Below are 20,992 nucleotides of genomic sequence, written 5' to 3' on the forward strand. Positions count from 1 at the left end.
AGATCGCTACGCTACAACCTATGACAGCTAGGCGAAGAAGGTGAGCTATTGAGCATTATTGTTGTCCCGCCGACGCTTGACTGGAACTGGATGAAGCAGCGTCCTCAGCATCTCATGAGCCAATTGGCCGCGCGGGGACATACGGTTTGCTACTGCGACCTGACCCGTTCGGATGAGCACGTATCGGCCGCGCAGGAGATCGAGCCTCGGCTCTTCCGAGTGTTCGATCACGAGCGATGGCTGCGCGAACAATGGCCGTCTCTGCGCCGAGAGCTTCAGCAGCCCGTCCTCGTCTGGTGCTGTCTTCCCCGTTCGCCGAGTCAACTCTATCTCGATTACCAACCCGACGCTCTGATCTACGACTGTGCGGATGACTGCCCCGAATGGTACGCGTCGGAACGCGAGCTGGCTGCGGCGGCGGATCTGATCGTGTGCTCGTCCGAGCCGCTGCTGCAACGGCTGCGCAGACATTACCCGAAGCGTGACATCCTGCTCGTGCGCAATGGATACGATCCGGCGATGCGGCTGCACCTTCCCTCCGACGGAGAAGAGCAGGCCGATCGGCCGCTCTCGCGTTCGGCGCCGGATGGCGGACGGAGTCAGATCGGTTATGTCGGCGCCTGGGCCCGCTGGATCGATGAATCGCTCGTGCGTGAGATGGCGAAGCGGCTGGGTGCGGAAGTGACCGTCATCGGCCCCTCCTTCGGGCGCAAGCTTGGCACAGCCGCCAGCCGAGACCCGATCCGCTTCCTAGGGCTGAAGCGGCACGACGAACTGGCCGAATGGATTCGCCGATTCGATGTCTGCCTCATCCCGTTCCGCAAGCTGCCGATCGCCCTCGCCGCGAATCCGATCAAAGCATACGAATATATGGCAGCAGGCAAGCCTGTCGTCTCGACGGACTTGCCAGAATGCCGGCTTATGGAGCCGTATGTTGATGTGGCGGCGGACCGCCGAACGTTCATTCGGATGGTCGCCCGGAGGCTGGAGGAACCGGGCGGCGAGACGCCGCGCAGACAATTCGCATTGCAGAACACATGGGAGCGCCGAGGAGCGGCGATCGATGCGTGGATAAGGAAGAGTAGATTCGTACGCGAGCCATACGGACGCGACGAATCGAACGCCGACGCCTTCCTGTGACCCGTAACCGCGGCGGCAATGCAACTTACGTATAGTGGAGGCGAAGAGCGTTGAGACGCGTTAGCAAATCCAGGAAGTACGTGGCCAGCAAGCTGAGCAAGACGAACGCCATTGTGAAGGATGAGCGCCTGCGAATCCATGTGCCGGAGACGAGACCGTTGTCGTCTTCCTCGCTGCGCGAGCTGCTGCACAAATACGGCATGGTGTACGTTAAGCCCGTATCCGGCATGCATGGCAATGGCGTCGTTCGCGTGGAGCATCTTCCGGATTCCTCATCCCGCCAGCCTTACTGTTACCACTACAAGCGGGAGCTTCGAACGTTCCGTTCGTACCAAGAGATGAGCGATTCACTGCTCAAGCTTGCCGGAAGGAGACCGTACCTCGTTCAGAGAGGCATTCGCCTTCTGAAGCACAACGGGAGGATGTTCGATATCCGCGTCATGGTTCAGCGCAATCCGAGCGGGCATTGGGAGACGACCGGCATCATCGGTCGCGTGGCGGAAGTAGGCAAGGTCGTCACCAACTATCACAACGGAGGCGCGCCAACTCCGCTGAACGCGCTGCTCAGCCCCAAGATCGGCGAAGCGCGAACGGCCGCTATCGCTCAATCGCTGGCGTCAATCGGCCGGCGGGCAGCAGCCGCGCTAAGCCGAACGTATCCGGGCATCGATACGATCGGCGTCGATGTCGGGCTCGACCAGCGATACCGCCCATGGATTATCGAGGTTAACACCAGCCCTGATCATTATTTATTTAAGCACCTTAAAGATCGTCGATCCTTCCGCAGAATTCTTCGTTACGCCAGGGCGTTAGGCCGAATCTAGAGCGCAGACTAACACTTCATCTGGCATCTCGGACGCAGGCAAGAACTCCGAATCAACCATTCATACCAGCAGCGGGAGCGTGAACGCGAACAGCGTCTGCGCGGCCAGCGATGTGCTGATCTCGCGCCGGCTGACGATCGCGGACACGGGCATCGGCATCGCGCCGGAGGAGATCGGCCGCGTGTTCGGCCGCGGCTTCGCCGGCGCTAACGGCTGGCTGCAGCCCGCCAAGTCGACCGGCAGGGGCTCTATCTGGCCAGGCAGACGGCGATCAAGCTGGGCCACGGCCTGTCCGTTCAATCCGAAGCCGGCGCGGGGACGAGGATCACCGTACATTTTCCCAAATTCCGCACCTATCATGATCTGTGATGTAGTAAGATAGAATTTGGCAATCTAACTACATATGAAAGGCAAGGCGCAAGAAGATGAGAGCATTGTATCGAAGATGGGTGTTGAGCTACTGGAGTCCTTATGCCGCTATGGCGCTGGCGGGTATCTTGAGCGCTGTTTACTTCGGGATCACGAAGACCGTGTGGGCCGTCACCGGCGAGTTCACCCGTCTTGGCGGGCATGTGCTGGAGTGGTTCGGCGCGGACTTGTCGGACTGGAGCTACTTCGGACTGGTCGGCATGAACGGCACGACATGGACGCGGACGGACGGTTGGATCGTCTGGGGCATGTTCGTGGGGGCCCTGATCATGGTCCTCTTGAACAATAACTTTAAGATTCGGGTTCCCCGGCAGAAGCGCCGCTGGATCCAAGGCTTCGCGGGCGGGATCGTCGCCGGCTTCGGTGCTCGGATGGCGCTCGGGTGCAACTTGGCCGCCTTCTTCACCGGCGTGCCGCAATTCTCGCTTCATGCGTGGATCTTCATGGCGGCGACCGGTATCGGCACGTATCTCGGCGTGAAGCTGATCGGCACGAAGTGGTGGAAAGGCAAGCCTGCCCTATCGAAAGGTTCGATCGACACAGCGTCTCAACCAACTAAGCGTAAGGTTCAGCCTATTCTCGGCGGCATCGCCGCTCTGCTGTATGCCGCGCTGATCGTCTGCTTCTTCGCCACCGGCCATCCGATGCTCGGCGTCGCCGCGCTGTTCGGCGCGTTCTTCGGCATCTGCATCGAGCGAGGCCAGATCTGCTTCACCTCGGCCTTCCGCGATATGTGGATCAGCGGACGCGCGACGATGACGAAGGCGATCCTCGCCGGTATGGCGGTCAGTTCGGTCGCGACGCTGATCATTCTGCTCGTCAACGGCATGGACCCGATCACGAAGATCGCGGCTCCGAGCACGCTCATCGGCGGCATCCTGTTCGGCCTCGGCATCGTCATGGCCGGCGGCTGCGAGACCGGCATGATGTACCGGCTCATGGAAGGCCAGATCGTGTTCCTGCCCGTCTTCCTCGGCAACGTCATCGGCGCGAGCTTCCTCGCCTATGCTTGGGACCATATGGGCGTATACGATGCGCTCGTGGCGAGCGGCTCGAAGATCAACCTGTTCACCGCTTGGGGACCTGCCGGCGCGATCGCGGCTACGCTCATCGTCTTGGGGCTAGTCTTCGCCATCGCCGCTTACTGGCAGAAGCATTATCGCTTCGGCACCGGATTTAAGAGAGGAGAATCGCACCATGTCAATTGATTACACGCTGGATATTCGCGGCGAATCATGTCCCTACCCCGTCGTCTACACGCTCGAGACGTTAAAGGGAATGAAGCAGGGGCAGCTGCTGCAGGTCATCGTCGATTGTCCCTCCGCCTTCCGCAACGTCCCGGAGGAAGTGCTCAAGCATGGCTACACGATGGCGCAGGAGCCTGAGAAGAACGGGCGCGACATGATCTTCTATATTACCGCTTAACGGCGGCCCTCGTCCCCGACCATAACGCTAGAAAAGAAACCGCATGCCTCCGCTCTAGGCGGGACGCATGCGGTTTCTGTATTATTTTCACCTTAGAACTCGAACTTGAAGTCGTCGTCCGTCAGCGGCTCGACGTTCAGCGTGCGCACGTAGCCGTTGCCCTTCTTCGAGAAGAAGTCGTGCTGCTTCGTCTTCGTGCTGATACCGTTGAACACGATCGGGTTGACATCCTCTTCCGGGAACACCGGATCAAGCCCCAGGTTCATCATCGCCTTGTTGGCGTTGTAGCGAACGAACGTCTTCACATCAGCCGTCAGGCCAACCTCGCCGTACAGCTCCTCGGTGTAGTTCATCTCGTTCTGATGCAGGAACTGCAGCAGCCCGCGCAGCGTCTCGTACGCGTCCTTCTGCTCATCCTCGTCGAGCTCCGCGAACACTTCCTGGGCGAGCACGCCGACGTACACGCCGTGGATGCTCTCGTCGCGCAGGATGAGGTCGATGATCTCGCCGCTGCTCGTCATCTTGCCCTGTCCGGCCAGATACAACGGATAGAAGAAGCCGCTGTAGAACAGATAGCTCTCGAGCAGAACGGAAGCCGCCATCGCGAGATACAGTCTCTTGCGAGTCGTGATGTTCTTGTAATACTCGGCGATCGTGTCCGCCTTCGTCTGCAGGTAGCGGTTCTCTTCGACCCAGCGGAACACCGCGTCGATCTCTTCCGTCGTCGCCAGCGTTGTGAATATGCTGCTGTAGCTCTTCGCATGGATCTGCTCCATCATCGCCATGAACCCGAGCACCGCCTTGCGCTGCAGGCCGTCTACATGCTCGAGAATCTTCGGCATGCCGATGCCGCCCTGCACCGTGTCGAGCAGCGTCAAGCCGCCCAGCACCTTCTTATAGAGCGTGCGCTCCGCATCGTTCAGCTCAATCCATGACATCTTGTCGTCCGACAGCGGAATCTCCTCGTCTGTCCAGAACTGCATAATGTTCTGCTGCCAGAACATATTGGTGAAATCATCGTCCGGACGATTCCAGTTAACGGCTTTCATCGCGCACATGGTGTTCTTCCCCTTTCATCTGCGTCCATCCGCGAGCGATTGCCGCTCGGACTTCCTGCGGGTTCCGTCGTCCCGTCCAATCAGACGGCGCAGCTAACGCAGTTCTCGACGGACAGAATGTTCGTCCGCGTGTAATACAGAGACTTGAGCCCCTTCTTCGCAGCATACACGTAATACCGCGACAGTTCGCGTGTCGTTACGTCGCTGTTAACGTGCAGAATGGTCGAGATGCCTTGGTCGACATGCGCTTGTATCTCCGCGATCAAGTCGATGATCTTGAATTGGTTCATCGAATAAGCGGATTTGTAGTAGAAGAAGTTGTCCTTGCTCAAGAACGGCATCGGATAATACGTCGTCGAGTTCGCATACGTGCGCGTCTCGATCGGTTCCACGACAGGCATGACGCTTGCCGTAGCGTTCTGCAGGTAAGAGATGCTTCCGGTAGGAGCGGTTGCCAATCGATAAGCGTGGTACAAGCCGTGCTTCTGCACGCCTTGTTGCAGCTTCGCCCAGTCCTCCGTCGTCGGAATGGCCATCCCTTCGAACAGCGCTTTGACTTTCTCCAACCTTGGTCTGTAGTCGGTGTTCTTATAACGTTCGAAGTACGCGCCGCTCGCATACTCCGAACGTTCGAAGCCGGCGAATGTTTGACCCTTATCGCGGGCGATCTCCATGCTTCGTTCGATGGAATAGTAATTCACCATCATGAAGAACGTACGGACGAAGTCAAGCGCTTCCGGGCTCTCGTAGGAGATGCGGTTCTTCGCCAGGTACCCGTGCAGGTTCATCGCGCCGAGGCCGACCGAGTGCAGCTCAGCGTTCGCCTTAGCGACGCCGGGCGCATTCTGGATGCTCGACATGTCGCTGACAGCGGTCAGCGCGGTAATGCCTTCGTGCACCGACTCGCGAATCTTGCGGCGGTCCATGACATTGGCGATGTTCAGCGATGCCAGATTGCAGCTGATGTCGCGGCGAATGATGTCCTCTTGGCCGTAATCGCCGATCTCGGACGTCTCCTGCAGCTGGAAGATCTCCGTGCACAGGTTGGACATCTTAATGTTGCCGATTCCCTTCAGCGCATGATCGCGGTTCGCATTCGAACGGTTCATAATATAGGGATAGCCGGATTCCAGCTGAATCGTCGCGATCTTCGTCAGCATGTCGCGCGCGCTGAGAACAGCCTTCTTCTTCACCCGCTCGTCGGCGAGCAGCGTCTCGTACATCTCGTCGATGTTCATGTCGTCGAGGTGCTGGCCGTACGCCTTGTACACCGAGTACGGTCCGAACACATACAGCATCTCATTGCGTTCCGCAAGCTCGTAGAACTTGTTCGGCACGATCAAGCCGATCGACAGCGTCTTCAGACGCGTCTTCTCGTCGGCGTTGATCTTCTTGCTGTCCAAGAACTCCATGACGTCCCATCCGAAAATGTTGTAGTACCCCGCGCCAGATCCCTTGCGCTGGCCCATCTGATCCGCATAGGAGAACGCGTCCTCCATCAGCTTCAGCACCGGCATAATGCCTTTGGCCGCGCCTTCCACGCCTTTGATCGGCTCGCCGCGCCCGCGCAGCTTGGACAGGTTGACGGCGACGCCGCCGCCGATCTTCGACAGCTGCATGCAGGTGCCGAGCACATAGTTGATCGAATTGAGCGCGTCGTCCATCTCCAGCAGGAAGCACGAGACGAGCTCGCCGCGGCGGCTCTTGCCCGCGTTCAGGAACGTCGGCGTTGCCGGCTGCACGCGCTGCTCCATCATCGCATTCGCCAAGCTGAGCGCGACGGATACGTCGCCTCGACCCAAGTGCAGGGCAACGATCGCCACGCGGTCCGCGTAATGCTCGAGGTACAGCGACTTGTCGTCGCTCTTCACGGCGTAGTCCGTGTAGAACTTGGATGCCGCCATGAAGGACTGGAAGCGGAAGTCGCTGTTATGCGTCAGCGCATATACCTGATCAACCTCGGCTTCCGTGTACTGCTCATATACGTTCTCATAGTAATCGTTATCGATCATATACCGCACCTTGGCGGCCGTATTCTCAAACTTCAAGCTCTTGCGCTCGACTTCCGCCATGAACGCTTCGACGGCTTCGCGATCCTTGTCCAGTTGGAAGAAGCCTTCCTCATCGCGCTGCATCAGCAAATTATTGAGTTCAATATGACGCAACTGCCTTCACCTCTTTTAAGAATGTCTCCACGTCTTTGGCTGTACCCGACAGCTCGAACTTGGACAGAATAGGAACGCCGTACTTCGATGAGATGTGATCCGCGCTGCGCGCGAAGCGATCTCCCCAGTTGCGGTTGCCGCTGGCGGAGACGCCAACCATCTTCGCGTGATTGCGTTCCAGGAACGACATCACCTTCTCCGGCGGATTCCCGAATCCCGTCGTGTATGTAACAAGCACAAACGGCTCATCCAGCAAGGTCGACTCCTCGATTTGGATCGATGGGAGATCGAGCTTGCGAATGAACCGCTTCACATTGCCGGTACGGGAATCGTATGCAATCAGCATCTGGGGGACGTCTCCTCTCCACATCAAATAACAACAAAAGACGAATCCGGAACGATCTGGAAAGCCAATACCGAAAACGTCTCTCTAATGCCGGAATGCTAGTCAGGGTCTGACATTAGGTACGGAAGTACGACAAATGTTCGCGCTCCCATCATCGAACCCGGTCGAAATGTCGGCTTCCCGGATTCGGATTAACTATATGTAGTTGATGTAATAAATCTAGCACCAAGATATAGGGAAGTCAACCGTGTATTCGCTGAGAAAAATGTCGATGAGTCCCAGGAACTATTTTGGGAATTGCGGACCGAATCCGCGGATCCGCTCCTATCAAAGCAAAGCAGCGACACCGCTAGAGGCGTCCGCTGCAAGATTAGGTCTTAAGATATTTTTTCGATTCGAGTGGCGACGAGCTGATTCGGAGTGAGCGCATACCCGATGTCCCAGATGTCGACTCGATCCCCCTCAACCAGACAGAATCCGATGGCCTGCTATCAATGGGACAGTGCGTTAAAATCCGGCTCGCCTTCCGACAGGAAGGCAGATTTAGCTTGTTCATGACCGCAGCCGCCGAACGACGGTCACTTGTACGATAGCCATAACAGCACACTCCTTCTTGGCGGTTGAGGTTCTCTCAAATTCATTTTAAAGGGAAGCATTATAATTTAGCTCATTAATTATTAAGGAGAAGTGTAGGGAGAGGGGACACGCGAGACGATCGTTTCCATGTTATACTAATGAGGATTTAGAGATTGTCAGATCATAGTTAACATAATCAATATTATGTATACATATTTCGAATTTCAAGTTTTGATATTTTGATTAACGGGTGATAGATATGAATCTCCAGAAGAAGAAAGACCGCGAGGAACTGGATCGCCGCGTGCCGAGCATGCCCTGGTATGTTGAGAAGTTCGTGAACTACAAGCTGCCCGACCTCTCTCCTTCCTCCCTGCTCGAGTACGTTCGCGATTACGAGACGTTCTTCTCTTGGCTGATGGCGGAAGGACTGACGCAGGCTGCCAAGATGACCGAGATCCCGCTTGCGGATCTGGAACGGCTTCATATGGAGAGCGTCGACAATTACCGCATGTACCTGTCGACGCGGACCGAGAACGCGAACAGCCGGACGACGATCTCGCGCAAGCTGTCGTCTCTTCGCTCCCTGTTCCACTATTTGAGCCAGATCGCGGAGGATGACGACTTCTACCCGCTCCTGAAGCGCAACGTCATGGCCAAGGTGTCGATCAAGCGCACCCAGAAGCCGAAGGATACGGCCGCCAAGCTAGAGGGCAAGCTGCTGCAGGAGGAAGAGATTCTCGAATTCATTAACTATATTAAACATGATTATGCGCACGATGTCGCTTCCAATAAGCAAGCGCTCCACGCGCATGAGCTGAACCATACGCGGGACGCCTGCATCGTGAGCCTCATTCTGAACTCCGGCCTGCGCGTGTCGGAGCTGGTGAACCTGAACGTCGACGATCTCGATCTGAAGAAGAAGCTGACCTACGTCTACCGCAAAGGTAAGAACGACGACACGTTCAAGACGCCGGTCTTCTTCCGCCATGATGCCGTCGAAGATCTGGAAGAGTATTTGCGCCTGCGCGAGCTTCGGTACAAGGCGCCCAAACGCGAGAAAGCCCTCTTCCTCGCCGTGGCGAACGGCAAGAACGAGGGCTCCCGCATGACGAAGCGGGCGATTCAAGAGATGGTTATCAAATACGCCAAGCGATTTGGCAAGCCCTATCTCTCCGTCCACAAGCTCCGGCATTCGTTCGCGACGGACTACTACTTGCGCAACGACCTGTACAAGACGCAAGAGCAGCTTGGCCACGCCTCGCCGGAGACGACGCAGATCTATGCGCATCTCACCGACAAGACGATGGAAGAAGCGATCGACCGCCGCCGAGAAGCTGAATGACGAAGCGAAGCATGGCGTGAACAGCAGGCTTGCGAGCGTTACCGCAGCTCCCGTTCGATCCAGACGGCGAGCTGCTTCTCATGCTCCCGCAGCCGATTCAATCCCGTCGCCGCGCTAACGGTCTGGATTCGCAGCGTCTCTTCCCCGTCTACGCCGTCCAGATATCGGCCGAGGAAGTGGACGAACACGTCCAATTTCCTCAGTTTGACAAGAGCCGGAATTGCCTCCTGCTCGTCTCCGCTAAGCTTCAAGTTCTCCGCGTAGCCTTCCAGAAACGCTGGAACGGTATCGTTCGCGGCTTCTCCATCCAGCAATGCCGACAGCACGACCGCCGGCTCCATCGCCCGCAGATCCCGCGTGCAGAATTCAAAGTCGATCACGGCTGTGACCGCGTTCGGATTCCCCTCTTCCGCCAGCATGTTGGAATCGTTGATATCGCCGTGCACGAGCTGATGCGGCAGTTCGCCAAGCCGCGACAATCGGCTCCGGAAGCGGCTCCATTCTTCGTGAATCGTACGCAGCTCTGCTGCGAGCGATCGGAACGCGGCCGGCGGACGCTCGCAGAAGTCCGCCACCTTCTCGGGCGGACAGGAAGGATGCGCCAGGTCCAGCTTATAATACGGCGGGTATACCGGCGGCGCGTTCACTCGAATACGGGCTAGCGCGCTGCTTAGCTGGCCCGCGGCGCGGCCGACAGCTCGGGCGCCAGCCGGACTCAAGCTGTCCGGCCTTCTGCCGGGCAAATACGCGAACAGGCATCCATATCGCTCCGTGCCGTCGTTCAGCCGGAAGTGCGTCTCGCCTGTCCGGTCGCGAACGGGCTGCGGAACCGCGAACGGCAGCCGTTCCGCAGCGAGCGCGAGCAGCGTCTCATGCTCGAAGCGAACCTTGGCCTCGTCCCGATGCGTCTCATACAAGCGAAGCACGTAGGTCTCGCCGTCTGATTGGACGTACCGGGTCGTATTGTTCCAGCCGCTCTCCCCTCCGCTCAGGAAGGTCCATTCCCCATCGGCGAAGTAGCGGCGCAGCGCTGAAGCGATAGCCGTAGCTGAGCTCACGACGAGGGGGTCACCGAAGCGTCGATCGCTTGAAGCTCGGCGTCGGTGAAGATTCCGAGACGCCAGAAGGCGACGCCGCTCAAGCCATAGCGCTTGGCGAGCCCCAGCTTGCTGGCGATCGAAGTCTCGTCTTCGCTGTCCATATTCACGCCAAGCAGCAGCTGCTCTTTCGAGACGCCGGCTTGAAGCGTCTGCTGGATAGCTTCATCGATCAACGCTAGCGGCTGAGACTTCTTATCAGCGGTATAATCATAGGCCATCAGAACGATCTCATCCGCGTACTTCGCCAGCGTTCCATAGTCATAGCCCTTGTACGAGCTGTTCGGCGCATGAATTGCGAGCGAGAGCTTAAGGCCGAGCGGCGCCGCCTTCTCGTCCAGCTCCTTCACATATTCGTTCAATTGCTTCTTGGCGACTGCCGGATCATCCTTCAGCCCAAGACCTTCATAATCGAGCATAATGCCGCCAAAGCCTCTCTCCGAAGCGACCTCAATCATCTCGCCGATCGAGCTTGAGCGTAATTGCGGATCCGTCATCACCTTCGTCAGTTGCCGACTGCCGTCGACTCCGGAGACCATGAGATACGTATCCTTGTTCGAATCATTAACGTCCTTAACGATCGACTGCGGCGTAACATCGCCAGCTGGCTGCGGCCACTTATAAACTTTGCCGCCCGTCGTGAACTGGCTGTTCTCATTAATCTCGCTCCAACCGAAAGCCACCGCGTTAAGAGAATTCGTGCGATCCAGTTGATCGTAGGAGCTGATTGCATAGAAGCCTAGCAAGCGCATCTCTCGCTGCGGCGATTCAATAGAGACGGTATGCGCCGTTTGATTCCAGCCGGTCTTCGCGCCGAACTGATCGGCGAACACCCGCAGCGGAATCAGCACATGTCCTTGTTGATTGACGGGAGCCTCTAACAGTTCAATATTCGTTCCGTCAACTGCAGCCGTCTTCTGCCCGACGGTCAGCTTCAATTGAACCGGCTGTCCGTCACCGCTTAAACCGGATGCGGTAATCGTCTTCGCGGTCTGATTCCACACGACCGAGACGCCTAGCGCCTCCGCTATAGCGCGGAATGGAACCATCGTCACGCCTTGCTTGATGATCGGCGCTGAATCGAACGGCAGCGCATACCCGTCCAACAAGATTTGGACCGCGTCGCTGCCCGTCCCCGCTGCTGCTGCGTGCGAATATCCCGCTGGCGCTGCCGCATACAGAGAGGCTGCCAATACGGCTGCCGCAGCTGTTCTCCCCCAATGGTGCTTGTTCACGTACGATTCTCCCTTCCCGGCTGCTTCATCGTTAAGACTCTAGTACAATCCACTAGATTATAACAGAATTAATAGAACTCTAGTAATCTAGCGCAAGACCTAAGTTGTTCGCCAAGCTACACAAAGAAAGCCGCCGCGTCTCCTCGCAGCAGCTTCTGTACAGTTGATATCCGATTACAATGAGGCTACCCATTCCGAACGAAGCAAGCCCATCTGAATGACGTCGACGTAAGCGCCATTCTTGAACTGTCTCTCGCGCAGCCTGCCTTCCTCTTTGAACCCGCACCGCAAGTAACTTCGATACGCGCGTTCGTTGTCGTCGTACACTTCCAGCTCGAGGCGGTTCAAATTCATCTCGCGGAAGGCGAACGCCATGAGCAGCTTCATCGCTTCGGTGCCAAAGCCTTGTCCGAGCTTGTCGACCGAGCCGATCACGATGCCGATCCGCCCGACGCGATTCTTCCAATCGATCGTATGGAGATTCGCCTCGCCGATGTACAGCTGCGTATCCGCATCCGCGATGACGAACCCGCGGCAGTCCGGCTTCGGGTCCATCATGGCGTTCAAGTAGGCTTCAGAAGCCTCCAACGTATGCGGGAACAGGAAATCGTCCGACAGAGAGCCGACTATTCTCGAATCGTTCACCCATGCGCGCAGCGGCACTAGATCCTCCAACCGGTATTCGCGCAGCATGACGCGTTCTCCGATCAAATGAGGCATTCGCCTTACGCCTCCTTATCGGATGGATCGTCCGCGAGCAGCCCTCGATCGACCGCGCGCTGCAGTAATTCATCGATGAAGCTGCCAATCTTCGGCGAAGCCAGCCGAATCGGCTCCATCCGCTTTAACACTTGCGAGCGCAGGATGCCATGCTGCTTCCAAGAATAGCCTTCGTTGTAGTAGTTGTGCAGCAGCGGCATCATTCGATCCATGGCGGCGGCGAATATCGCTTCCGGCGTCTGCATCTCTTCGAACTCGCGCCAGAGCGCCATGATCCGCTCGGCTTGATCGTCCGGCAGCAAGCCGAAGATCCGGTTGGCCGCCGCCATCTCGCGTTCCTCTTTGTCGCTGTAGCCTGCCGTATCGTAAGCGAACGTATCGCCTGCGTCGATCTCGACGATATCGTGCACGAGCAACAGCTTAATGACATGCGACAAGTCCGGCTTCGGCTCCGGCGCATGCTCGTGCAGCACCATCGCCAGCAGCGAGATGTGCCAGGAGTGCTCGGCCGTATTCTCGTGCCGGCTGCCGTCCATAATGGTGGTGCGGCGCATAACGGTCTTGAGCTTATCCGCTTCCTTCATGAAGTCCATCTGCTGCGACAGCCGTTGATCCTTCCATATCTCCATGTACAGCGCTCCTTCTGCGTCTACTGCATCTATTCACAATCCAACAAGTGACGATTCCAATTATCCTGCAGCGTGACCGCCTCATGGGCGATGCGCTCCGGGTTCCACTCCGGGATCAGCGCCTCCGGCGTTGCCGGCGACGGCTCGTCCCGCAATCCCGTCAGCCAGGCGAGCCAGCCGACGAGACGCTCCGGCGCGACGCCTTGCTCTCGCAGCGAGGATACTGACACGTCCCCATGCCGCTTCGACAAGCGGCTGCCGTCCGGACCAAGCAGCAGCGGACCATGCGCGAACCGCGGCGGCGGCGCGCCGAGCGCCTCATACAGCGCGAGCTGACGGGGTGTCGAGTCGAGCAGATCCCAGCCGCGGAACACATCCGTCACTTGCATCTCGATATCATCCACGACGACAGCCAGCTGGTAACCGATGATGCCGTCCGCCCGCTTCACGACGAAGTCGCCTCCCGCTCCGGCGGCGAACATCTGCGGACCAGCTGCGCCGTCCGTGAAGGCGATGCTTCGATTCGGCATCGCGAACCGCAACGACGGCGTCTTTCTCGCCTGCCTATCCGCGCGTTCCTCCGGCGTCAGCCGGCGGCAGCGGCCGTCGTAGACGGCGCCTTCGGCGGCGAGCCCGTGCGGCGCGCTGGCGATCGCTTGCAATTCAGCGCGGCTGCAATAGCACGGATACAGCAGCCCGTCCCGGCGCAGCCGTTCAAGCGCCGCTTCATAACGATCCAGCCGCGCGCTCTGCTCATACGGTTCGAAGTCTCCGCCAACGTCAGGACCCTCATCCCAATCGAGCCCGAGCCAGCGCATCTCATCCATGATCCGCTGCGCCATACCAGGCTTGCAGCGCGGAGCGTCCAGATCTTCGATCCGCAGAATCATCGCGCCTCCTGCGGAGCGGACTTGCAGCCAGGCAAGCAGCGCGGTGGCGGCGTTGCCCAGATGCAGCTGGCCGGAAGGCGTCGGCGCGAACCGGCCGCGAATGCTGGCAGATGATCTGTTCACGCGAATTCTTCCTCTCCCTACTCTTTCTATCCATTGTAACATAGAACGGTTCATATTCAGTTCATATCAAACGCGCATGATATACTGTGACGAGGAGGATGGGATGAATGGCTAAATTGTTAATCGTTGACGACGATCCGCATATTCGCGAACTGGTCGCGCTTTTTCTATCGAAGGAAGGCTTCGATACGCATGAAGCTTCCGATGGTATGGAGGCTTTGAAGCTGATGGAGACCGTCCGCTTCGATCTGGCGGTCGTCGACGTCATGATGCCGAACATGGACGGCTGGGAGCTGGTCTCGGAGCTTCGCGCGAGCGAAGACTTCCCGATCCTGATGCTGACCGCCAGAGGCGAGACGTCGCAGAAGGTGAAGGGCTTCGAGCTGGGAGCGGACGATTATCTCGTCAAGCCGTTCGAGCCCGCGGAGCTGGTTATGCGCGTGAGAGCGCTGCTGAAGCGGTACAAGATCTCGCTGTCCCAGAGCATACAAGTCGGACATGTCCGATTGGACCGCAAGACATATGAGCTTGCCATTAACGATCAAGCGCTGACGCTTCCGCTTAAGGAGTTCGAATTGTTGTTCAAGCTGGCGAGCTACCCAGGCAAGACGTTCTCGCGAGAACAGCTAATCGAGCAAATATGGGGCTATGACTACGAAGGCGACGAGCGGACGGTCGACGTCCATATCAAACGTCTGAGAGAGCGTTTCTCCGAAGAAGAGCACGGATTCCGAATCACGACGATTCGAGGACTCGGGTACCGGCTGGAGGTGCTGGCTTGAACCGATCTTCCAAAGATATGCAGAATGATACACAGCGAGAATCACTCATTATGCAGCAAATACAGGAGCGCATGCTTGAACATGAGCAAGCTCTTCGCGATATCCGCAAGCGGCAGCTTCCTTGGTACGAGCGGCTTCATGCCATTCACGAGCAACGCGGCGCCATTCGTGCGCTCAAGATGGAGATTCGCCGCCAGTTCAAGCGCAAGCGGCATGAGCTTGACCGACTGCACTACGAGCATAAGCGGCGGCACCGGGAACAGAACCAGAAGCGCCGCGCACGCCATCGGGAACGCATGGAACAGCAGCGCGAGCGCCAGCACAACCATTTGCGGTCGCCGCATCAACCAAGATGGTACCACGCCGTGTTCGGCGTACTCGCCTTCTTCGCCATCTTCACCCTCTGCTGGACGGGAGCCCATTACGCGACGCACTTCCTGAATCATTACTGGTCGTATGGGCGCACCCACCCTTCGCTGCGAGATTATGTCTCGCTAGCGCTCGCGCTGCTCCTCTTCGGCGTTCTGATGAATGTCGTGCGGCTCGTCGTGAACCCGGAGAAGCGCGCGGTGAACACGTTCACCATGATGGTCGATGCGATGCAGCGAATGTCCAAAGGCGACTTCAACATCAACCTCGAAGCGCATCCGCGATACGCCGGCCAATTCGCTGTTCTGGTCGAAAATTTAAATCGCATGGCCGCCGAGCTCGGCCAGATGGAGCAGATGCGCCAAGAATTCATCTCGAACGTCTCACACGAGATTCAGTCGCCGCTCACCGCGATCAAAGGCTTCGCCCAGGCGCTGCGGCAGAACGATATGACGCCTGAGATGCGGGACCACTACTTGCAGATTATCGAGACCGAGAGCGATCGCATGTCCCGCATGAGCGACAATCTGATGAGGCTGACCTCGCTGCAAGCGAAGCAGCCCGTCTATCGGCCGCGCCCATACCGCCTCGATCGGCAAATTCGGCAGGCGGTGCTCTCCTGCGAGCCGATCTGGGAGGCTAAGCGGCTAACGATGGATGCGGAGCTGAGCAAGACAACGCTCGAAGCGGATGAAGAATGGCTCAGCCAAGTATGGGGCAATCTTCTACACAACAGCATCAAGTTCACGCCGGAAGGCGGAACGATCTCGGTTCGGCTGAGGACGGCCGGCGATGCTGCGGAGGTTACGGTATCCGACACGGGCATCGGCATCGCCGAGGACGATCTCCCCCATCTGTTCGAGCGATTCTTCAAAGTTGACAAGTCGCGCAACCGTCAAGCCGGCGGCAGCGGACTGGGCTTGTCCATCGTGAAGAAGATCGTCGATCTGCACGGAGGAACGATCGAAGTGTCCAGCCGTCTCGGCGTCGGTACGACGTTCAAGGTCAAGCTTCCGCTTCTCGCGGCTGAAGTTCCCTATAATGAACAATCGGAGGCCGCGAAGGCCTCCGATTAAGCCGTCCGATTAGACGGACGGGAGCAGCATTTTCATAGCGAAGTTGAAGAATAGCGCCTGCAGACCGCGTGAAGAGACGGTGTCCGTCTTCTTCATCATGCAGGCGATATGATTTTTAAGGGTCTTCGGGGATATGTGAAGAATAGCGGCAATCTCGTCGTTGCGAAGCCCTTCAATCACGAGAACGCGCATCACTTGCGACTCTCGCGGCGTCAATTTATGTTTCTTGGCGAAGGATTGAAATATCGGATTGAGCAGTCCGGACGATGCCGGTTGGTTAGGACCGTCCGTTTGGAAGTAACTGTTGATCATTTTCATTATCGTATCCGCCCTTTTCTCTTGTTGGCTGCCTTCGTGCGTTTTATGTAGAGAGCGAACTCTCAAGATACATCATACTGGTAAAGCATTAAATCAATTGCTTAATAATTGTTTGATAAATGTTAGTTTAGCTCATACTTCTCTAAGGTGGTTTGCATGAGCAGGTTGCTTCGATTCGCGTCAGTAGCCGTGTTGTTGCCAACAATCGTCCTGTCATTGTTCCTAACCGCCGTTGAATATGGGCGAGAACGGTTTGGCATGGCCGCGCAAGCGCCTTCTCCGTTCGTCGCAGCCATCATGATCGCTGCCGAAGCGTTGTTTGCTTTGTTCATCTTCATGTCCATTCGGCGTATCCTCTCTCCGATGGAGATCAAGCTGACTAAGATTAAGCAGTCCGCCGACAGTTTAAGCGAGATCGTGGAGCGTTCCTCGCTAGCGGTGTTCTCATTCGATCAGGACGGATGCCTACTCTACGCGAACGAGACCTGCCGCGCTCTCTTTGGAATCCGCGTGCCGGACACAGACGTCTCAGCCTCCGTCCCTACCCTATTCGATCGTCTTCAGGAAGCCAGCCGGACGAAGCTGAAGGAAGCCATGAAGGCGGCCTACCGCCGGGGAGCGTCAGAGGTGGAGCTTGAGCTTATGCCGGATGCTGCCCGTTCGGCCGCACGCCATGCAGACGTTCATCTCGCCTTGCGGCCGGCGAATTCGCAGAGGCGCGGGATGTATTACTCAGCTGTTGCGAGCGAGGTTACGGAGAAGAAGCTGCTGGAACGGCAATACGCCGAAGCCAAGGAACGGGAGAGGCAGTTGGACCTTGCGCGAAGTGAATTTCTAGCTCGCGTCAGCCATGAGATCCGAACGCCGCTTCACGCGGTCGTGAACACTGTCAGCATGCTCGACCGTTCAGACGTGCCGGAAGACCAGAAGGCCGGCTTGGAACGAATTGAACTGCTGTCGCGGCACCTGCTTCGGACCGTCAATGAATTTCTGGAATTCTCGAGGCTGGAATCCGATCAGGTCGTGCTGGTGAACGAGCCTTTCCATCTGAGCGCCGCGCTCCATAATGTTATGCATACGCTCGAAGCGATTGGCAAGGACAAGGCGATTCGGCTGGTGGTGGAGCGGGATCCAGCGGTCCCGGAATGGCTGTCAGGCGATAGCCATAGGCTCGAGCAAGTATTGATCAACTTGGGCGGCAACGCCGTCAAATTCACCGAGGAAGGCGAGATTCGGCTGATTGCCGAGTTGGACGCCAGCACCGCCAATGAAGCGCATGTGCGCTTCATCGTACGGGACACCGGCATCGGCATGACCGATGATCAAATAAGCCGATTATTTGTCCCATTTCATCAGGCGGACGCTTCGATCAGCCGGCGATATGGCGGCAGCGGACTCGGACTCGTCATTGCGAAGCGTCTTGTCGAATTGATGGGCGGAAGCCTGAAGGTTGAGAGTGAACCGGGTACAGGCACGGAATTCCGGTTCAAAGCTATTTTCGCCAAGACGGGTCTAGCGAATCCTCTCTCCGACCGGCAGGATAGGCCGAGAACGGATGGACCTTCTCTGGGCCGCGTGCTGCTCGTGGACGATCACGACATTAATCTGACCATCACGTGCCGGATGCTGGAGAGCATTGGCGCTTCCGTCGAGACGGCAGCGCGGGCGAAGGATGCGATTCAGCTTCTGGATCGGCAATCGCCGTTTGACCTCATCCTAATGGATCTGCACATGCCGGAGATGGATGGGATCGCCGCGGTTCGCTCGATCCGCGGCGATCCGAGATGGCGTTCGATCCCGATCGTCATGCTCACCGCCGATACGCAGATGGAACAGCATGCACGCTGCTACCAAGCTGGCGTTCAACAGATCATCGCCAAGCCGATCGATAAGCAGCAGCTTCGGCAGCTATTGGGCCGCTGGCTTCCTGCAGAGTCGTCCGACCGAACATCTCCATCCCCGCCCTCTCTCCGTCCAATGGCTGTGAGAACTCCTCGATCGGCTCAGTTGGACGTTAGACAAGCGTTGGCTCGCCTGAATGGGGATCGCGCATTATATTTGCATTTGCTCCATAAACTTGTCGAGAGTTACGGCGATGTCCATTCGAAGCTCGAGCGATTGCTTGAGGAGGGCCAATGGCAAGAGGCCAAGCGCATCTTGCACTCGCTTCGCGGCGCTTCCAGCCTGTTAGGAGCGAACGGCGTGTACGAAGCGGCCAGCCAATGCGAAGAGGCGCTGTCGCATGCCGAAGAGTCCGGTGCGCCACTGTCGCCTATATTGGCGGAGAGGCTTCGCGTGCTGGAACGGGAGCTGTCCATCGATCTCCATTCTGTTGCGGAATATAAGCCTGATATTAGCAGACCTAACAAATCAGACATAGGTGGAGATTCTTTTTGACTAGGGTGTTAGTCGTTGAAGACGACCCGATTCTTGGCGAGATGCTTACGCTGTATTTGGAAGAGGAGCGATTTGAAGTTCTCAAGGCGGTGACGGCTGCAGATGCCTTCGCGTCCCTCTCTTCTTTCAAGCCGAACGCCATCATACTGGACTTAATGCTGCCGGATACGGACGGAAGCACGCTGTGCGCGGCGTTTCGCGAGCGTACGGACGTTCCGATTATCGTCACGTCCATGAAGAGCGCCGTTGCGGATCGGATTCGGGCGATTAGCTCCGGGGCGGACGATTATTTGACGAAGCCCTACAGCGTGCAAGAGCTGAAGGCAAGATTGATGGCGGTGCTGCGCCGGGTGCCTCCTTCGTCCGCCGTCGAACGGCCAGAGCGTCCCTCCGTCCGGTTGTCGCTGGATATGGAACGCCGATTGATCTTGCTGGAGGGCAGGCCGATCGAGACGACCTTCTCCGAGTTTGAGATGATGAAGCTATTTACTCAGAATCCAGGCCGCGTCTTTAAGCGCGAAGAGCTGCTTCATTCGGTCCGAGGCATCGACTCGTTCGTGAATGAACGCGCCGTCGACGTTCACATCACCAACTTGCGCCGCAAGATCGAATCGAATTCGAAGACGCCCCAGCACATCAAGACGGTGTGGGGCGTCGGATATAAGTTTATTCCCTGATGAACGATCAACGAGCCAGATGCAACTTACTTCTGACCAAATAACTAATGCTCCGATTACTTCTGACCCATCTTCTCCCAATCCTTCAGGAATCGGTCGATGCCGTTATCGGTCAGCGGGTGCTTCCACAGCGACGGCAGCAGCGAACCCGGAATAGTCGCAATATGCGCTCCGGCGAGCGCTGCGTTCTCGACGTGCGCGATCGATCGAATGCTGGCGGCGATAATCTCGGTAGGCAATCCGTAAATATCTAGAATTTGGCGAAGGTTGGACACGAGCTCCATCCCTTCTACGCCGATATCGTCCAGCCGTCCGACGAAGGGACTAATGAAGGTTGCGCCCGCTTTGGCAGCCATTAAGCCCTGCGCAGCGCTGAAGATTAGGGTGACGTTGGTCTTAATGCCCTCCTGGGCGAGCTGATGGGTCGCTTCAAGCCCGGCTTCGGTGAGCGGTAGCTTAATGACGACATTAGGCGCCCAAGTCGCGATATCATGAGCTTCCTTCAGCATGCCCGGGACGTCCAGGCTGATCACTTCCGCGCTGACCGGTCCGGATACCATGCCTGCGATCTCTTGGATGACCTGCTTGAAGTCTCGGCCTTCCTTCGCAATCAAGGAAGGGTTGGTCGTGACGCCGTCCACCAGTCCTAGCTTGATGATGCGCTTGATCTCTTCCACGTTGCCTGTATCCAGGAAAAATTTCATTTGCCGTCTCCACTCCTCGATTGGATGTTCGCCAAGGCTGCCTTCAGTATCGCCCTGATTAGCTTCCCAACCTGCGAAGAGGTTCATACAGCTGCCGGGCCGAACCGAGCCGACAGTTGATGGCAATAACGAAGAAGCCTGCCTTCCATCCGAAGATGAGCCGGCAGGCTGCAGCCGAATTCGAATTACTCCGCGTCTTCCTCCGGTTCCGTCACGTAGGTGCACTTGAACCGCTCAGCTCCCGGGTATGGTTCCCCGAGACTCTCCACCGTAAATCCGATATTCCGGTAAAAGTTAATCGCTTCCTCATCCGTCTCGGCCACGATCGCGGCCGGTTCCGTCTCGGCAAGGGCTTCAAGTACCATCGCTCTGCCGTATCCCTGGTTCCGCTCATCCGGCGCGACTGCGATATGGCGAATGAGCAGCTCGCCTCCTTCATTCAAACGGTAGCCGATCAGACCGAGCAGCTTGTCCTCTTCGGCATCGCGCAAGCCTCTCAGCGTGTTCCCTTCTTCTGTCTCATAGGAGACGGTCGCCTCCTCCAGCAGCTCCGGATCCGGGAAGACCGACAAAGCCAGCAGCTCTTGAACGTCCTCTTGCCGCAGCTGCGGCTTCAAATCGATTAGCATCATATCACTCCTCGCCTACATGCCGCTTCGCACATAGG

At 57.4% G+C, this 20,992-nt stretch carries 21 protein-coding genes; 9 read left to right on the plus strand and 12 right to left on the minus strand.

Annotated elements, in window-relative coordinates; all coding sequences use genetic code 11:
- Positions 1 to 48: 48 nt before the first annotated feature.
- Together H4Q31_RS02195 and H4Q31_RS02200 are read left to right on the plus strand one after the other, a co-directional pair.
- Positions 49 to 1,140: a glycosyltransferase gene (locus H4Q31_RS02195; protein WP_185177436.1), complete on the plus strand. Its 1,092-nt coding sequence runs from the start codon at positions 49 to 51 to the stop codon at positions 1,138 to 1,140.
- Between the two features lie 50 nt (positions 1,141 to 1,190).
- Positions 1,191 to 1,964, plus strand: a complete 774-nt coding sequence (locus tag H4Q31_RS02200; RefSeq protein ID WP_185177437.1) for a YheC/YheD family protein — start codon at positions 1,191 to 1,193, stop codon at positions 1,962 to 1,964.
- Positions 1,965 to 2,024: 60 nt separating this feature from the next.
- On the opposite strand, the gene H4Q31_RS02205 is transcribed toward H4Q31_RS02200, so the two are convergent.
- Complete coding sequence (locus H4Q31_RS02205) at positions 2,025 to 2,300, minus strand: hypothetical protein (protein ID WP_185177438.1); 276 nt, start codon at positions 2,298 to 2,300, stop codon at positions 2,025 to 2,027.
- An 89-nt stretch (positions 2,301 to 2,389) separates the two neighbouring features.
- Here H4Q31_RS02205 and yedE point away from each other — a divergent pair, with 89 nt between their 5' ends.
- Positions 2,390 to 3,601, plus strand: a complete 1,212-nt coding sequence (yedE, locus tag H4Q31_RS02210; RefSeq protein WP_185177439.1) for a selenium metabolism membrane protein YedE/FdhT — start codon at positions 2,390 to 2,392, stop codon at positions 3,599 to 3,601.
- The gene (gene yedF / locus H4Q31_RS02215; RefSeq protein ID WP_185177440.1) at positions 3,591 to 3,818 is read left to right on the plus strand and encodes a sulfurtransferase-like selenium metabolism protein YedF; all 228 of its coding nucleotides are present in this window, start codon (positions 3,591 to 3,593) and stop codon (positions 3,816 to 3,818) included. Before yedE ends, yedF begins: the two co-directional genes overlap by 11 nt.
- Before the next feature lie 92 nt (positions 3,819 to 3,910).
- On the opposite strand, the gene nrdF is transcribed toward yedF, so the two are convergent.
- From nrdF to nrdI, 3 genes are all read right to left on the minus strand, one after another.
- Complete coding sequence (gene nrdF, locus H4Q31_RS02220; RefSeq protein ID WP_185177441.1) at positions 3,911 to 4,876, minus strand: class 1b ribonucleoside-diphosphate reductase subunit beta; 966 nt, start codon at positions 4,874 to 4,876, stop codon at positions 3,911 to 3,913.
- Between the two features lie 80 nt (positions 4,877 to 4,956).
- Complete coding sequence (gene nrdE, locus H4Q31_RS02225) at positions 4,957 to 7,041, minus strand: class 1b ribonucleoside-diphosphate reductase subunit alpha (protein WP_185177442.1); 2,085 nt, start codon at positions 7,039 to 7,041, stop codon at positions 4,957 to 4,959.
- Positions 7,028 to 7,387: a class Ib ribonucleoside-diphosphate reductase assembly flavoprotein NrdI gene (nrdI, locus tag H4Q31_RS02230; protein ID WP_185177443.1), complete on the minus strand. Its 360-nt coding sequence runs from the start codon at positions 7,385 to 7,387 to the stop codon at positions 7,028 to 7,030. Before nrdI ends, nrdE begins: the two co-directional genes overlap by 14 nt.
- Before the next feature lie 835 nt (positions 7,388 to 8,222).
- Between nrdI and xerS the strand changes: the two genes are divergently transcribed.
- Positions 8,223 to 9,308 carry a tyrosine recombinase XerS gene (xerS, locus tag H4Q31_RS02235; protein ID WP_185177444.1) on the plus strand — a complete coding sequence of 362 codons (1,086 nt, stop codon included), beginning with the start codon at positions 8,223 to 8,225 and terminating at the stop codon, positions 9,306 to 9,308.
- 38 nt (positions 9,309 to 9,346) lie between these two features.
- Here the strand turns inward: xerS and H4Q31_RS02240 are convergent, their stop codons facing one another.
- From H4Q31_RS02240 to gluQRS, 5 genes are all read right to left on the minus strand, one after another.
- The gene (locus H4Q31_RS02240; RefSeq protein ID WP_185177445.1) at positions 9,347 to 10,366 is read right to left on the minus strand and encodes a phosphotransferase; all 1,020 of its coding nucleotides are present in this window, start codon (positions 10,364 to 10,366) and stop codon (positions 9,347 to 9,349) included.
- A complete protein-coding gene (locus H4Q31_RS02245; RefSeq protein ID WP_185177446.1) occupies positions 10,363 to 11,640 on the minus strand; it encodes a stalk domain-containing protein in 1,278 nt (425 codons plus the stop codon). Before H4Q31_RS02245 ends, H4Q31_RS02240 begins: the two co-directional genes overlap by 4 nt.
- A 174-nt stretch (positions 11,641 to 11,814) precedes the next feature.
- Positions 11,815 to 12,360, minus strand: coding sequence for a GNAT family N-acetyltransferase (locus tag H4Q31_RS02250; protein WP_185177447.1), 546 nt, complete (start codon positions 12,358 to 12,360; stop codon positions 11,815 to 11,817).
- 5 nt (positions 12,361 to 12,365) lie between these two features.
- Entirely contained in the window at positions 12,366 to 12,989 is a 624-nt protein-coding gene (locus H4Q31_RS02255) for an HD domain-containing protein (protein ID WP_185177448.1), read from the minus strand.
- A 29-nt stretch (positions 12,990 to 13,018) separates the two neighbouring features.
- Positions 13,019 to 14,002: a tRNA glutamyl-Q(34) synthetase GluQRS gene (gluQRS, locus tag H4Q31_RS02260; protein WP_311771666.1), complete on the minus strand. Its 984-nt coding sequence runs from the start codon at positions 14,000 to 14,002 to the stop codon at positions 13,019 to 13,021.
- 107 nt (positions 14,003 to 14,109) lie between these two features.
- On the opposite strand from gluQRS, the gene H4Q31_RS02265 reads away from it, so the two are divergent.
- Both H4Q31_RS02265 and H4Q31_RS02270 read left to right on the plus strand, forming a co-directional pair.
- Complete coding sequence (locus H4Q31_RS02265) at positions 14,110 to 14,784, plus strand: response regulator transcription factor (RefSeq protein ID WP_185177450.1); 675 nt, start codon at positions 14,110 to 14,112, stop codon at positions 14,782 to 14,784.
- A complete protein-coding gene (locus H4Q31_RS02270; RefSeq protein WP_245347345.1) occupies positions 14,781 to 16,229 on the plus strand; it encodes a sensor histidine kinase in 1,449 nt (482 codons plus the stop codon). The genes H4Q31_RS02265 and H4Q31_RS02270 overlap by 4 nt, the downstream gene beginning before the upstream one ends.
- A 9-nt stretch (positions 16,230 to 16,238) precedes the next feature.
- On the opposite strand, the gene H4Q31_RS02275 is transcribed toward H4Q31_RS02270, so the two are convergent.
- Entirely contained in the window at positions 16,239 to 16,547 is a 309-nt protein-coding gene (locus H4Q31_RS02275; protein ID WP_185177451.1) for a response regulator transcription factor, read from the minus strand.
- A gap of 156 nt (positions 16,548 to 16,703) precedes the next feature.
- Between H4Q31_RS02275 and H4Q31_RS02280 the strand changes: the two genes are divergently transcribed.
- Complete coding sequence (locus H4Q31_RS02280) at positions 16,704 to 18,944, plus strand: ATP-binding protein (RefSeq protein WP_185177452.1); 2,241 nt, start codon at positions 16,704 to 16,706, stop codon at positions 18,942 to 18,944.
- 5 nt (positions 18,945 to 18,949) lie between these two features.
- Positions 18,950 to 19,621 (plus strand): response regulator transcription factor, encoded by a 672-nt coding sequence (locus H4Q31_RS02285; protein WP_311771668.1) that lies wholly within the window; start codon positions 18,950 to 18,952, stop codon positions 19,619 to 19,621.
- A gap of 56 nt (positions 19,622 to 19,677) precedes the next feature.
- Here the strand turns inward: H4Q31_RS02285 and fsa are convergent, their stop codons facing one another.
- Both fsa and H4Q31_RS02295 read right to left on the minus strand, forming a co-directional pair.
- Positions 19,678 to 20,325: a fructose-6-phosphate aldolase gene (gene fsa / locus H4Q31_RS02290; RefSeq protein ID WP_185177454.1), complete on the minus strand. Its 648-nt coding sequence runs from the start codon at positions 20,323 to 20,325 to the stop codon at positions 19,678 to 19,680.
- Between the two features lie 185 nt (positions 20,326 to 20,510).
- On the minus strand, positions 20,511 to 20,954 hold the full coding sequence (locus tag H4Q31_RS02295) for a GNAT family N-acetyltransferase (protein WP_185177455.1): 444 nt from the start codon (positions 20,952 to 20,954) through the stop codon (positions 20,511 to 20,513).
- Positions 20,955 to 20,992: the final 38 nt, after the last annotated feature.

It is taken from the genome of Cohnella lubricantis, assembly GCF_014212015.1.
Taxonomy (GTDB): domain Bacteria; phylum Bacillota; class Bacilli; order Paenibacillales; family Paenibacillaceae; genus Cohnella; species Cohnella lubricantis.